The 14,300-nt window shown below is 68.4% G+C and carries 12 protein-coding genes; 4 read left to right on the plus strand and 8 right to left on the minus strand.

Annotated features, from left to right (window positions below; all coding sequences use genetic code 11):
• Positions 1–95: 95 nt before the first annotated feature.
• Genes ACPCUW_RS06015 through ACPCUW_RS06040 form a run of 6 tightly spaced genes read right to left on the minus strand, consistent with a single transcriptional unit; the run spans position 96 to position 7,003 of the window.
• Complete coding sequence (locus ACPCUW_RS06015) at positions 96–2,798, minus strand: fumarate reductase/succinate dehydrogenase flavoprotein subunit (RefSeq protein ID WP_423423924.1); 2,703 nt, start codon at positions 2,796–2,798, stop codon at positions 96–98.
• Positions 2,799–2,833: 35 nt separating this feature from the next.
• Positions 2,834–3,589, minus strand: a complete 756-nt coding sequence (locus tag ACPCUW_RS06020) for an ABC transporter ATP-binding protein (RefSeq protein WP_305779556.1) — start codon at positions 3,587–3,589, stop codon at positions 2,834–2,836.
• Entirely contained in the window at positions 3,586–4,416 is an 831-nt protein-coding gene (locus tag ACPCUW_RS06025) for an ABC transporter permease (RefSeq protein WP_245921492.1), read from the minus strand. Before ACPCUW_RS06025 ends, ACPCUW_RS06020 begins: the two co-directional genes overlap by 4 nt.
• A 38-nt stretch (positions 4,417–4,454) precedes the next feature.
• Positions 4,455–5,882 (minus strand): ABC transporter substrate-binding protein, encoded by a 1,428-nt coding sequence (locus ACPCUW_RS06030; RefSeq protein WP_423423925.1) that lies wholly within the window; start codon positions 5,880–5,882, stop codon positions 4,455–4,457.
• 55 nt (positions 5,883–5,937) lie between these two features.
• Positions 5,938–6,165: a 4Fe-4S dicluster domain-containing protein gene (locus ACPCUW_RS06035; RefSeq protein ID WP_030516520.1), complete on the minus strand. Its 228-nt coding sequence runs from the start codon at positions 6,163–6,165 to the stop codon at positions 5,938–5,940.
• Positions 6,140–7,003, minus strand: a complete 864-nt coding sequence (locus ACPCUW_RS06040; protein ID WP_305779554.1) for a GntR family transcriptional regulator — start codon at positions 7,001–7,003, stop codon at positions 6,140–6,142. The genes ACPCUW_RS06035 and ACPCUW_RS06040 overlap by 26 nt, the downstream gene beginning before the upstream one ends.
• A 473-nt stretch (positions 7,004–7,476) precedes the next feature.
• On the opposite strand from ACPCUW_RS06040, the gene ACPCUW_RS06045 reads away from it, so the two are divergent.
• Complete coding sequence (locus ACPCUW_RS06045; RefSeq protein ID WP_305779553.1) at positions 7,477–8,757, plus strand: ROK family protein; 1,281 nt, start codon at positions 7,477–7,479, stop codon at positions 8,755–8,757.
• A gap of 141 nt (positions 8,758–8,898) precedes the next feature.
• Here the strand turns inward: ACPCUW_RS06045 and ACPCUW_RS06050 are convergent, their stop codons facing one another.
• Positions 8,899–9,531 carry a class I SAM-dependent methyltransferase gene (locus tag ACPCUW_RS06050; RefSeq protein WP_305779552.1) on the minus strand — a complete coding sequence of 211 codons (633 nt, stop codon included), beginning with the start codon at positions 9,529–9,531 and terminating at the stop codon, positions 8,899–8,901.
• Between the two features lie 82 nt (positions 9,532–9,613).
• On the opposite strand from ACPCUW_RS06050, the gene ACPCUW_RS06055 reads away from it, so the two are divergent.
• Entirely contained in the window at positions 9,614–10,102 is a 489-nt protein-coding gene (locus ACPCUW_RS06055) for a TetR/AcrR family transcriptional regulator (protein ID WP_233429665.1), read from the plus strand.
• Here the strand turns inward: ACPCUW_RS06055 and ACPCUW_RS06060 are convergent.
• Positions 10,083–11,702 carry a DUF2207 family protein gene (locus tag ACPCUW_RS06060; protein ID WP_423423926.1) on the minus strand — a complete coding sequence of 540 codons (1,620 nt, stop codon included), beginning with the start codon at positions 11,700–11,702 and terminating at the stop codon, positions 10,083–10,085. The genes ACPCUW_RS06055 and ACPCUW_RS06060 overlap by 20 nt on opposite strands.
• 402 nt (positions 11,703–12,104) lie before the next feature.
• On the opposite strand from ACPCUW_RS06060, the gene ACPCUW_RS06065 reads away from it, so the two are divergent.
• Both ACPCUW_RS06065 and ACPCUW_RS06070 read left to right on the plus strand, forming a co-directional pair.
• Positions 12,105–13,037: a neutral zinc metallopeptidase gene (locus ACPCUW_RS06065; RefSeq protein WP_063010978.1), complete on the plus strand. Its 933-nt coding sequence runs from the start codon at positions 12,105–12,107 to the stop codon at positions 13,035–13,037.
• A 6-nt stretch (positions 13,038–13,043) separates the two neighbouring features.
• Positions 13,044–14,297 (plus strand): neutral zinc metallopeptidase, encoded by a 1,254-nt coding sequence (locus ACPCUW_RS06070; RefSeq protein WP_423423927.1) that lies wholly within the window; start codon positions 13,044–13,046, stop codon positions 14,295–14,297.
• Positions 14,298–14,300 lie beyond the last annotated feature (3 nt).

The following is a 14,300-nucleotide window of genomic DNA, read 5'->3' on the forward strand; positions in this document are numbered from 1 at the left end:
GACCGATAATTGCGCAGAGCGTAGACCGGCTTTCTGAGGGAACTGTGAAGGCGGGCCGAGTCCCCGCGCGGCGCGAAGAATCGCTGCCCTCCGCCTCACGCGGTCTCCAGGGTGCGGCGGGCGTAGGCGCGGACGTCGGCGTCGGTATCGGCGAGTACCACCTGGAGGGCGGTTCGGACGGCCGCGTGGTCGGGCCAATGCGAGAGGGTCAGGACGGAGGCTTTGCGGACGTCCGGATGGGGGTCGGTCAGGGCGGATTCCAGCGCCTCGGACGCGGCGTGCGGGCCCAGTCCGGCCCAGCCGCGGGCGCCGCCCTCGCGCACCTGCCAGGCCGAATCCTTCAGCGCCGCGGTCAGAATCGCCGCATCGGACGAATCGCCGAGCCGCGCCAGGGCGGCGAGGGCGGCGGCGCGGACCAGGGGATCTCGGTCGTCGACCAGGGCACGGATCGTGTCGGCGCCGCCGGCGCCGATCTCGGCCAGGCCGCGGGCGACGGCCACCCGGACCTCCCGGTTCTCGTCGAACGCGGCGGCGGTGAGGGCCGACCAGTCGTCGAGGGAGACCAGGGCGCGCACACCTTCGATGCGCACGCGGTGGTCGCTGTCCACCACGGCCTTGCCGAACAGGTCCGCCGAGCCGCGGCGCTGGGCGCGCAGCAGATCCACCACCGCGGCTCGCACGAGCGGGTCGGGCGATTCGGCGTGTGCGGTCAATTGTCCTGCGGGAGGCAGGATTTCGATCAGCTCGCGCAGGCCGGAGACGGCAGCGGCGCGAACGCCGGCGTCGTGGTCGCCGAGCGCGGCGATCAGGGCATCGGCGAATCCGTCCGGAGTGCCCTCGGTCAGCACCGAGAGCGCGGTGGCTCGCACCCGGGGGTCGCTGTCGTCCAGATAGTCACGCAGCTCGGCGGCCGCCGGACTGTCCAGCCCGAGCAGGAGCGCGATCCGGGGTGCGGCGGAGTCGTCGGTGGGGGCGGGGATCGTGATTCCGGGACGGGGTGCGGCGCCGGTCGCCGATGCTCCGGTCCGGGGTGGGCCGGCCTTCAATTCCGGCTGCGCCACCGCGACCGGCTCGAGCTCGGCGCGCGGCAGATCCTCCCATTCCGGCACCGGCACGAAATACGGTGCGACCGGGCGCTTCAGGAATTCCATCTCGCCGTCGGCGCCCTTGCGCAGGTTCAGGTGGTAGCGCCACTCCTCGTCGTTGCGTTCGGGCAGGTCGGCGCGGTCGTGGTACAGACCCCACCGCGATTCGGTGCGGGTCAGCGAGGACCGGGCCGCCATCTCGGCGCAGTCGCGGATGAAATCGACCTCGGCGCACCGCATCAGTTGGTGCGGGGTGTCCGCGCCCATCTCGGCGATCTCCTGCCGCATCCGCTCGAAGGTCTCCACCGCGAGCGACAGTTTGGTCTGCGTCTTCGGCGGCGCGACGTAGTCGTTGACGAAACGACGCAACTTGTATTCGACCTGCTGCTGCGGCGGGCCGTCGGGATGGCGCAGCGGACGGTAGATCAGCTCATGCGCCGCGGCCAGCTGATTGTCCGGAAGAATCTGCGGCGCAGGCACTTCCGCAAGCGTCGACGACGCGTGCTCGCCCGCCAGATCCCCGTAGACGAACGCCCCGATCATGTAGTTGTGCGGTACGCACGCGAGATCGCCCGCCGCGTACAACCCCGGGACCGTGGTGCGCGCGTGTTCGTCCACCCACACACCGGAGGCGGAATGCCCACTGCACAAACCAATTTCGGAGATGTGCATCTCGATGTCGTGGGTGCGGTAGTCGTGGCCGCGGTTGGCGTGGAAGGTGCCCCGGGTCGGTCGCTCGGTGGTGTGCAGGATGCCCTCGAGCGCGTCGAGCGTCTCCTCGGGCAGATGCGAGACCTTCAGATAGATGGGCCCGCGCGCGGACTCGATCTCCCGCTTCACCTCCGCCATCATCTGCCCGGACCAGTAGTCCGAGTCGACGAAACGCTCACCGGCGGCATTCACCTGATATCCGCCGAAGGGGTTCGCGACATAGGCGCAGGCCGGCCCGTTGTAGTCCTTGATCAGCGGATTGATTTGGAAGCATTCGATACCCGACAACTCCGCGCCGGCGTGATAGGCCATCGCGTACCCGTCGCCGGCGTTGGTCGGATTCTCGTAGGTGCCGTACAGATAGCCCGACGCCGGCAGTCCGAGCCGGCCGCACGGTCCGGTCGCCAGGATCACCGCCTTCGCGCCGACCGCCACGAACTCCCCGGTCCGGGTGTTGAGCGCGGCCGCACCGACCGCGCGACCGCCGTCGGTGAGGACCCGCACCGGCATGAGCCGGTTCTCGATCCGGATCCGTTCCCGCATCTTGCGTTGCCGCAGGACGCGGTAGAGCGCCTTCTTGACGTCCTTGCCCTCCGGCATCGGCAGCACATAGGAGCCCGAGCGGTGCACGCGGCGCACCGCGTACTCGCCGTAGGCGTCCTTCTCGAACTTCACGCCGTAGCGTTCCAGCCGCTGCACCATGGCGAAGCCGCGGGTCGCGGTCTGATACACCGTGCGCTGGTCGACGATTCCGTCGTTCGCGCGGGTGATCTCGGCGACGTAGTCCTCCGGCTCCGCCTTACCCGGGATGACGGCGTTGTTCACGCCGTCCATGCCCATGGCCAGCGCGCCGGAGTGACGCACGTGCGCCTTCTCCAGCAGCAGCACGTTCGCGCCGTTCTCCGCGGCGGTGAGCGCGGCCATGGTGCCGGCGGTTCCGCCGCCGATCACCAGCACGTCGCAGTCCAGGCGCACGGTGTCGGACAGCTCGGGAATCTTCATCAGCGCACTCCAAGGAGGTGAATAGTCGGGGCGGCTCAGGCAGCGGCCGACCGCGGCGAACGATCGAGAGCGGCGAGGATTTCGGCACGCTCGGCACTGCGATCGACGTCCTTGCCGCGCGGGTTCGGCACCGCGATCAGCGAATGCAGGGCCCGGTCGGTGCCGCCGAGCACCGCGACCCGGTCCCCGAGGGTCAGCGCCTCGTCCACGTCGTGGGTGACGAAGACGACCGTGGCGGGATGGGTCTGCCAGGTTTGAATCAGAAGTCGTTGCATGGTGATTCGCGTCGGAGTGTCCAGAGCACCGAACGGCTCGTCCATCAGTACCGCGCGCGGCGCCCCGGCCAGCCCGCGCGCGAGTTGTACGCGCTGGCGCATACCGCCCGAGAGGCTCTTGGGCAGATAGTCGCCGAAACCGGTGAGCCCGACCTCCTCGATCCAGCGCTCGGCCTGCGCTCGGCGGGTAGCCCGCGGCTCCCCGCGCAACGTCAACGCCAATTCGATATTGGAACGCACAGTGCGCCAGGGCAACAGCGCATTGTCCTGAAACACCATCGCCCGGTCGCGGGAGGGCCCGGTGATCGTGTCGCCGTTCGCGAGCGCGCGTCCGGAGCGGGGCGGCAGCAGGCCGGCCAGGGCGCGCAGCACCGTGGATTTCCCGCATCCGGACGGCCCGGTCAGGACGAGGATCTCGCCCGCGCGGATATCGAGTGTCAGCCCGTCCAGCACAGGTGCGCCACCGTAGCGAAGGTCCACCTGATCGAGTCGCAAACCCATTGCGGTCGAGCTCATTTCGTCACCTCTCCGGCACGTGGCAGCCAGCGGGTGGCGCGCCGTCCCAGCAATTCGATGGCCGCCGAGGTGGCGAAGCCCAGCACGCCGATGGTGATGATGCCGACGAACACACCGGGATAGTCGACGATCGTGTATGCCTGCCAGGTGCGGTAGCCGATGCCGAGGCGCCCGGAGATCATTTCGGCCGAAACCACACAGATCCACGCGACGCCGATCCCGACCGACAGCCCGCTGAACACGCCCGGCAGGCTGCCCGGCAACACCACCCGCACCAGCACGTCCCAGCGGTTACCGCCCAGCGTGCGCACCGATTCCTCCCAGATGGTCGGCAGTGCCCGCACCGCGTGCCGGGTGCTCACCATGATCGGGAAGTAGGCGGCGAGGAAGGTGATGAACACGATGCCGGCCTCGTCGGTGGGAAACAGCAGGATGGCCACCGGCACGATCGCGACCGCCGGAATCGGGCGGGCCAACTCGGTCAGCGGTCCGAAGATGTCGGCGAACCAGCGTGAACGCCCCAGCGCCACCCCGGTCGCGACACCGATCACTGCGGCCAGCCCGAAGCCGCTGAGAATGCGGATCAATGATTGGCCGAGGTCCAGCCAAAAGGTGTCGGTCTGCACCTGCACCCGCAGCCGGTGCAGGATCTGGGTGACCGTCGGCAGCGTATCGAAGCGGACCCACAGCCGAAGATGGTTGGCGGTCAGCACTTGCCAGGCGATCAGCGCGACGACGATGGAGGCCACCCGAACCAGCCGCGAGCCCCACAACCCTGCGGTGCCGTGGTGTCCGGCGGGCGCAGTGGTTTCCCGTGCCGCGGTGATGTCCGGAGCGCCGGCGTCGACCGGGATGGTGGTGGCGCTCACGACCGCACCTCACCGATGGCCTGGTCGTAACTCACCGCGACCGCACCGGGGCGGCGGGCCTGATACCGCTGCACCGCGCCGGGGGTGATGAAGGGCAGGTAGGTATCGCCCTCGCGCACCCACTGCGCCTTGTCCGCGAACCAGCGAGTGCCGAGTTCCGCATCCGGCGCGTAGGCGGCGCGGATCTTCTTCCCCTGCGCCCGTGCGGCTTTCACCGCGCGCAGCAGGTCGGTGGGGTTGCCCGCGGGCTGTGCGGCAGCCTGGCCGTCGAACCAGATCTCGCCGGCGAGGGCCGCATCGGAGACCGGTTTACCGGTGCTCGGATCGACGCCCGTGATCGGCGCGGGATCGGCGAAGTTCGCCACGGCCGCATCATAATTCGCACCGCGTTCGGCGAAGGCTTTCCGCAATGGGGCGTCGTCGACGAATTTGTCGATATCGAAATCGGCGAAGTCGCCGATCGACTTCAGATACGGAACATCACCCTTGAACGCCTGGACGAGCTGCGGCTTCAGGGGCGTGTCGAACGAGGTTCCCCCGGGTCCGTTGTAGAGGTAGACGACCTCCGCCGGCAGTCCGGAGTTGTCAGCGACCAGCTGCGCGGCTTCGAGCGGTTTCGCGTGCAGGAAATCGGTGGCGTCAAGTTGCGCCTGCAGGAATGCATCGAGCACCTCGGGATGGGATTTCGAATAATCACGACGTGCCACCACACCGTGGAATGTCGGCACGTTCAACTCGGCGCCATCGTAGAGCAGCTTGGCCTTGTCCTGGAAAACGAGCAGGCCGGGCCATGCCACGAATTGCGAAAGCGCCTGCACCTGGCCGGATTCCAATGCGGACGCGCCGATCTGCGGCTGCTGGTTGAGCACGTCCACACCGTGCGCGGGGTCGATGTTCGCGCGGCTCAGAGCCTGGCGCAGAGTGCCGTCACCGGCGGAGCCGACGCTCGCGGACACCTTCTTGCCCGCCAGATCCGACAGCGACGTCGCCGTCGAATTCGGCGCGGTGACAACCATATTCAGGGAACCCCGCGGCTGGTAGCCGGTGATCGAGACCAATTCGGTGGCCGAACGCTCGCTGGCGGAGGTTCGGGAACCGTTGATCAGCAGGGGGTAATCGCCCATCGAGCCGATATCGATCTTCTCCGCGATCATCTGCGCGGTGATCGGCGCGCCGGTGTCGTAGTCCTGCCATTCGACCTGATATTTCGGGCCGCCCTTCGCGGTCAGGTCGTTCAGGCGATTCTCCAGGAAACCCTTGGCGCGCAGTAGCGTTCCGGCGGTGACGGTATTGATGGTCTTGGACTGATAGCCGACGACCACCCGGACGGTGTCCCCGGATCCGGTCTGCTCGAGCGAGCATCCGGCGGCCAGGGTGGCGATCAGGGCGGCGGCGGCCAGTATGCGGCCACGACGGTACTTCATGGTATTTCCTCGAAATCGGGCCGAGGGCGGCCACTGAAAGATTCCGCTGCGCGATTCAGCGCAGCAGATACGGCATATTGACGGTGACGGCGCCGGTGGGACAGCGCGCCGCGCACGGCCCGCAGTACCAGCACTCGTCGACGTGCATGAACGCCTTGCCGTTGTCCGGATTGATCGCCAGCGAATCCAGCGGGCAGATCTCCACACACAGCGTGCATCCCTCGATGCACAGCGATTCGTCGATGGTTACCGGGACATCAGCCCGCTGATTGACCGACGCCATGGCGGCTCAGCCTCCAATCGTTGCTTTCCGTGGTGCGAATCAGGCTGTCGCGCAGGGTGATCCGATCACCACGCATGCGTATGTACTCGAGATCCACCGGGCGCCCGTCGGCGAGATAGGTGAGACGTTCCAGCAGCAGCAGTGCGCTGCCCTCGGGGGCCTGCAGGGTGGCGGCGCTGTGGATGTCGGCGGTGATGGCCTCCACCGCCAGATCGGCCGAACCGAGCGACTGGCCGCTGATCTGTTCGATGAGCCCGAAGATGTCCTCCGACCGCAGATCGCAGTCGAGTACCCGCTCGCCGATGTCCGGGGCCAGATAGGTGTGGTCCAGGCTGAGAGGCAGATCACCCAGGTAGCGCAGCCGCTCCAGGTAGACCGCGGATTCGCCGGGCTCCAGGCCGAGCCGGTTGGCAACCGCGGGCGGTGGCGTGAGGCGCACCGCCGCGCGCACCTCGTTGCGCACCTCGCCGTGCCCGCGCAGCGTTTCCTTCAGGCCGCGCAGGCTGTCCAGGCCGTGATCGTATTTGCGTTGCGCCACATAGGTTCCCACTCGCGGGACACGGCCGATGAGGCCCTCGTCGCGCAGCAGTGCCAGTGCCTCGCGCACCGCGTTGCGGGAGACGGCGAATTCCGCGGCGAGTTCGGATTCGGTGGGCAGCGGGTCGCAGCACTGGCCGGTGTGGATCTGCTGGCGCAGCACATCGGCCACCTGTCGGGCCCGATCCGCCTTGCGGATGGTGCGGGCGCCGGCGGCTGCCGCCGTAGTCTCCGCCCCGGAAGCCGGGTGGTCGGCAGCGGACCCGTGCTGCTGACGCAGGGGTACCGGATCGGCCGTCATCTCCACCTCCTCACGCTTGTGACCTGCGGTTTCCGAGCGTAACGGCGGGGCCCGGGCGGGAGTGCCGGCCGCATGGGCGGCGCCGGCCGGGCGTGCCGTTATCCGCCGCCCGCCCGAGCGTCGGACCTGCTGAAATCCGGGCGATCGAAGGTAATGCGCCACCTGCGGCGATGCGGGCCCGCATTCGAATCAGTGTGAGCGCAATATGTGCCGTGACCGTTCGCTGGCGCGGCGCGGAATCGGGGTGTTACCGTTTTCCACATGTCCACCAGCCGTTCGAACCGCGCCCGGGTCACCTATGTGACCGTGGCGCTCGGTGTGCGGCTGCCGCGGCAGCGGGAACTGTGTTGTTCCCGGCCGCGCAGCTGAGACCGCTCCAGTCGTCCGTCTGTCGACCCTTTTCGGGCCCTTCTCGCTGCCTTGTTGCCGATGTAGTCGTCTCTTCACGAGACTTTCGACAAGGACTTCGCCCCATGATGAGCCCCATCCTCGAACGACAGTCTTCCCCTTCTCGTCCGCGGCCGGTACGCAGTGTGCCGCGGCCGGTGGTGCCGCCGGAATTGCGGATCACCGACAACCCGGCGGCCGCTGTGCTGCGTGCCGCCACCCGCGGACCCATCTTCCGCGACAACGCCGCTCAGACAACCGGTTTGAGCATCGCCACCGTGAATCGGCAAGTGTCGGCGCTACTTTCGTCCGGACTGTTGCGAGAGCGCGCCGACCTCACCGCATCCGGTGCGGTCGGACGCCCGCGCGTGCCGTTCGAGGTCGATACCGACCGCTTCGCCACACTGGGCGTCCATATCGGTGCGAATCTCACCCGGATCGTGGCCGCCGATCTGTCCGGCCGCATTCTCGGCGGGTTGGAGATCGCCACCCCGCAGGCCGCGCAGGAGGCGGCCATCACCATCATCGCGCGCAGCGCCAAGGCCTTCCTGGACCGATTACCGCGGCGCCGTCCGTTGTGGGTCGGTGTGGCGCTGGCCGGACGGGTCGATCCCGTCGCCGGCGTCGTGGATCATCCCCGCCTGGATTGGCAGTCTGCGCCGGTCGGCCCGATCTTCGCCACCGTGCTGGACCTGCCGGTTTCGGTCGCCGCCCACGTGGAGGCGATGGCCGCGGCCGAACTGCTGCTCACCACCGGTGCGCCGGATCGCTCCGGCGCCCAGGACCGGCCCGGCAGCAGCCTCTACATCTACGGCCGGGAGACGGTCGGTGTCGCGGTCACGCTGCACGATCGTGTCTACACCCCGGCGAACGGCCCGGGTTCGATCGCGCATCTGCCGACCGGATCCGATATCGATTGCTCGTGCGGCCGGCGGGGTTGCTTGGAGGCCACGGTCGGCGAGGCGGCCGTGCTGGCTCGCGCCGTGCGCGCCGGCATCGTGCCGAAGCGGGAGGCGCCGCGGAAACCGGTGATCGCCGAGCTGTACCGTGCCGCCGAACAGGGTTCCGCCCCGGCTCGCGACATGCTGTTCGAGCGGGCCGAAATCCTCGGCAACACCGCGGCTCTGGTGCGCGACATGTTCAATCCCGATCGGGTGGTGCTGGGCGGACAGGCCTTCACCGGTTACCGGCCGGGGCTCGAACGAGTCGTGCAGGCCTTCGGTCGCGCCACGACTCTCGCCCCGGCGGATCTGCGGATCAGCCGATTCGGCGGGCGGGTTCAGGAGCATGCCGCGGCCGTCACCTCACTCAGCGTCTGCTACGCCGATCCGCTGTCGGCGCTGCGCCGGGCAACGCGCTCGCGCTGAGGCCCCGGGCGCTCGCGCTGAGGAGACGGGCGCTCGCGCTGGGGACCCGGCGCTGGCGCTGAGCAGACGAGCGGCGGCCGAGTCCACGAGCGAAGACTCGGCGGCCGGGGCGGGTCCACCGTCCCGGCCGTGGCTGTGGCCCTATGCGGGCTTGACGCCGGTCAGCACACCCGTCGACGGTTGCACCGTCCGATACTCCAAGTCCTGAAATCCCGCTTGCTCCAAGGGATTCCGATACCGCCGGATATCGATCTCGGTGGGATCCATATGCCTGCTGAGCAGCTTCGTCAGCCGCCCGTGCACACCCACGGGCGCCATATCGGCCAGGAGAACCCGTCCACCCGGCCGTAGTACCCGCCACATCTGCGACAGGGCGTTCCCACGATCCGCCTCGGGAATGTGATGCATCCCGAACGTGCAGGTGACGACGTCGAACGAAGCGTCCGGCAGCGGCAGCGACTGGGCCACGCCGTACTCGAAGCGGCAGTTCGTCCGGTAGCCGGACCGGGCGGTGGCGTACTCGACCATCTCGCGGGCGGCATCGATACCTACGACTTCACCGCGGGGTCCGACCCGGTCGGCCAGCGCGAACACCAATGTGCCCGGGCCGCTGGCGATATCGAGGGCGCGTCCGCCGGGTTCCGCGCCACTGGCGGCGGCGAGGGCGGCCGCGTGTCGTCGGCGTCTGCCGCCGAAGAAGACGGTGGTGAACGCGCTGTAGCCGCGCGGGTTGGTGATCAAAATGCCCTGGGGGTCTTGTTCGATTCGGAACATGTGTTCATGATCTGGTGAAGCGGCTGCTCCCACCAGAGGCAAAAGCATCGAAACCGTTCGTTTCCGCACACCCGGAGGCACAGTGTCCGATAACGACCGCCGCGTCCGGCGTACCCGCAGCACGCTGCATCGCGCCCTGATCGAGCTCATGATCGAACGCCCCTACGACCGGATCACCGTGCAGGACATCCTCGACCGCGCCGATGTCGGCCGTTCGACGTTCTACGCCCACTTCCGCAGCAAGGACGACCTGCTCGTGGTCAGTGGAACCGAATTCCTGCGTGCGGCGCTCGCCCGCCGCTCGGGTGACCCGATACGAACCATCATCGAACTGGCCGAGGGGCATCGCGAGGTCTACCGGGCGCTGCTCGGCCCGAAGAGCACCATGGTCGTCGTGCGTGGCACCCAGCAGATGTTCGCCGAGATCCTGGCCGACCAGGGCAGCGCCGAGCCCGAGACCACATTCCTGTCGTGGGGGCTGGTCGGGTTGCTGCCCGCCGTAGCCGAAGGCCGCACCACCCCTCGGGCGGCCTACGAGGTCATCCGGCGGGTCAGCGACCCGCCGTCGTGAAAAGCCCCTCCAATGCGGTGATGAAATACGGGAAATGCCCGGCGAACCGGTGCAGATTCCGGTCGCGATCGAAGCCGCCGAACCAGTAGAGCCCGGCCTGACGGTCGGCCCCGGGATCCACATCGCGGAAGGTGCGGATCCAGTTGTCGGCCCGGCCACCGATGATCGTGAACGGTAGCGCCCGCGAGAACAGCAGTTCGCGATCGGCCGGCGGGATCTGATCGGGCCGCTGCGCGTCCAGACCGTTCTGCAGAGCTTTCACCTGTGCGGCGAGCGCGCGGCCCGCGGCGGTCCGCGCCGGCAGGTACCGGCCGAGTAGCAGCATGGCCGCGCCGCCGAGCGCGATGGCCATGCCGACCAGTGCATATCCGCCGGCGACGGCGAGGCCGACGGTGGCCCCCACCCCGATCACCAGCAGCGCGACGCCGATCCAGAAGGCGAGTCCGCGCCGATCGTGATCGATCAGCGTGCCGCGTTCGAGCGCGTCGCGGCGCAGCGCGGAGCGTACGGGCTCGGCGGCGACGCGACCCGGCGCCCGCAGTTCCGACAACAGAACCGAGTCGGCGCCCTCGGGCAGCAGGGTCGTATAGACGTGCTTTTCGTAGCTGCGCAGTTGATCGTCGACGGGATTCACCCGGGTGATGCGCCAGTCCGAATCGCTCACCGGTGCGATCCACAGATAGCGCCGCACCGCCAGATCCACCACGGTGGCGGCGATATCGGCGGCATCGGCGGAGCCGTCGAGCAACAGTCCCGCCTCACCGGGCAAAATGCCGTCGGGAGAGACGAATTCGCTGTGGTTTCCGTTGCGCTGCACCGGATCCAGAGTTCCGGTGGCGGTCAGGGCCGCGGCGTCCTGGCGGCGAGCCCAGGCCAGATAGGCGCCGAAGGCGGCCAGCGCCGCCAGCAGGACACCGAAGGCGATCAGCACCGGTGCGGTGACGGCGAAGGCGCCCGTCCCGCGGCCGCCGCGAATATCGGCGTTGGCCTTCACCGTGCCGGGCGGTACCTGCAGGGTCACATCGAGAATGTCGCCCTTGTGCAGATTCTCCTCGTGCATGGTGAGCACGCCGTCCGGTTCGACGCGGGCGTCGTTGCATTTGCGGGTGCTACCCACCGAGCCGACCGTGCAGTCGGCGATCCCCATCCGGTAACTCGGGCTGATCACCGAACCGTCGAACGAGGCGACATCGGTGTTGAGGGCCCCCGTCCAATGGAACAGTTGCGTACCCGGCGCATCGCTGACCGTGCCGTGCACGGTGTACTTGAACGACGACTCCCCCGGCGGCGCGTCCACGCTGAACACATCGCCCGCCACCTTCGCCGAACCCGTTCCGGTACTGGAGATGTCGGTCACACCGAAACGGCGTTCACTCCCGTCGTCGCGTCCCACCCGCAACGGCAACGCCATGTGGAACTGACCACCCGGCGGTACCTTCACGGTTTCCGCCACCTCGAGCAGACCGGCCTCGCTGAGTTTGACATCCGCGATGATCGACACACCCGCGGGCTCCTGTGCCCGCGCGGCCGGTGCTGCGGCGAACAGCCCGGCCGTTATCAACAACAGAGCGCCGAACGCGCCCCCCCGAAAGATCAGCATGGGGCAGTAGCTTAGCGGTGGGCCATTGTGCGAGCAGGCGTCGCGAATCCGGCGGCTTGCTATTCTGCGTCGGCGGCTGTCGCCGGAGAGTGGTGGCTGTCGCCGGATGAGGAACGGACAAGGGGGAGTGGGGGAGTGAGTCGACCACCCTACGGGCACGGCCCGAATCCGCGGGGCGGACGGCCGGTTCCACCCCATGCTCCGGGCGGGCGGCAGCGTCCGGGGCCGCCGCCGGGGTACGGCCACACGGCACCGCCCGGATATCCGCCGCCCGGCTATGCAGGTTACGCACCGCCCACCGGGCCTCCGCCTTACCCCGCCGCTCCGGGTTATGGCGGACATCCCGGATACGGTGCGGGACAAGGTTATCGACCGTCCGTGCCGCCCGGGCATCGTCCACCCGTGCCACCGCCGCGGCCGTACGGTCCGGCCGGTCCGCGCTCCGCGCCGCCGCGCAAGCGAGGTGGCGGGGGCTTCGGCGCGGTCGTCGTCGTGGTGCTGCTGATCGTCACCTCGGGCCTCATCCGCTTCGCCGTGCGGACCGGATTCGACGCGGCCTCGCATACGGGAGAACACGGCAACTACAGCTACAACCCGCCGCCCGGTAAGGATTCCGCGGGCGTTCCCGAGACCGGCGCCAATCCGCTCCTGGCCGATCCCGGTTCGCCGCTGAATCCGGCGCGCTGCCCGTACACCCCGTGGAGCACGCAGGTCGACGCCGCCCGCGCGTTCTTCGACAGTGCCGCAGCCTGTCTGGCCGACGCCTGGAAGCCGGTGCTGGAGCAGGCGAAGTTGAGTTTCACCCCGCCGAAACTCGTTGTCACCGCGAGCACTTCGGGCATCACCACGCCGTGCAGTGGATCGAGCAGCAATTTCGCGGCCTTCTACTGCGGTGCGGATCAGACCATCTACATGCCGATCAGTCAGCTGCAGACGGATATGTTCCACGATCACTGGGAGATCTACCTCTCGGTCTTCGCCCACGAATACGGTCACCACATCCAGGCGCTGTCCGGGATTCTCGGCGCGGCCAACAAACAACGCCGCCAGACCGGCCTCTACAGCGACGAGGGGCTCGACCTCTCCCGGCGAATCGAATTGCAGGCCAACTGTTTCGACGGCATGTACTTCGCGTCCTCGGCAGGCGGGAAGTCACTGACGCCGGTGCAGGCGCAGTCCGCGCGCAAGGATGCCTACGGCCGGGGTGACAGCGCCGGCGATATGCGCAGCCACGGCACCGCGGAACACGCCGGCGACTGGTGGAGCACCGGATTCGACAAGAACGCGACCGCGCCCTGCAACACCTTCATCGCGCCGTCCGGACAGGTGAGCTGATCCGCCATGCCGCAACCGCCGAGATACCCACCGCCGCACGGTGTTCCGCCGCACGGGCGCCCGCCTTACGGCCCGCCCGGGTACGGACCACCACCCGGATACGGCCCGCCGCCGGCGTATCCGCCGCCCGGTCCGCGACCACCGTACGGTGCGCCGCTGCCGCCGCCGGGTGCGTATCCGGTCGGTCCGTACGGCGGTCCGCCGTTGCCGCCGCCCGGCTATTACGGCCGTCCCTATCCGCCGCCGAGGTCCGGTGGCGGCGCGGTCGGTGCGGTCTTCGCCGTGCTGTTCGTCTTCGTGGTGGTCGGCGGCTTGGTCGCGTTCGCGACGATGGGAGGTCGTGACAATTCGTCGGCGTCGTCGTATTCGACGTCGGCACCGAGTTTCACGTATACGACGCCGACGTGGGCCACGAGCACGAGCGACCCGGCCACGTCGAGTTCCGAGGTCACCACCTACTCCACCTCGGCTCGCGCCACCACCCAGGCCGCGACGCGAACCACGCGTGCCGCGCCGACGTCGACGAAACCGGCCGGACCGCAACCGGTTGTCGCCACCGCGAACAATCCGCTGTTCGGCGATCACGACTCCGGCCTGATCAATATCGAATGCGGTTATCCGCGTTGGGGTTCGAGTGTCGCGGCCGCCACCGCCTTCTTCAACGCCGAGAAGGACTGCCTGGACCGGATGTGGCAGCCGGTCCTGCAGGCGGCGAACCTGCCGTTCTCGAGTCCGACGGTCAGCGTGCCCGCGCGCGGTGTGGACGCCGTCTCGCCCTGCACCAGTTCGGGCGGCAATTACGCGGCGTTCTACTGCTCGACCAACAACACTATCTATATGCCGCTCGATCACCTGCAGGTCGAACAATTCGGCGACCAGGCCGAGATCTACGCCTCGGTGTTCGCGCACGAGTACGGACATCACGTACAAGGGATCTCCGGCATCTCCGACAAGGAGAACAAGGATCGCTACGACGCGGGGGTGCGATCCGCGGTCGGATTGGAGTTGTCGCGTCGCCTGGAGCTGGAAGCGCAGTGCTTCGGCGGAATGTGGGTGGGCTCATCGCAATTCGTCGGCTCGCTCACCACCGATCAGGTCGGAAGGATTCGTCAGACCAACTATCGTCGCGGCGACCAAGCGGGCGATATGCGCGATCACGGCACGCCCGACCACTACGGGGCGTGGTACGACCAGGGACACGACAACAACCGCACCTGGATGTGCAACACCTGGAACTCGCCGTCGGATTCGGTGTCGTGACCG

It is taken from the genome of Nocardia sp. AB354, assembly GCF_049538315.1.
Lineage (GTDB): Bacteria > Actinomycetota > Actinomycetes > Mycobacteriales > Mycobacteriaceae > Nocardia > Nocardia nova.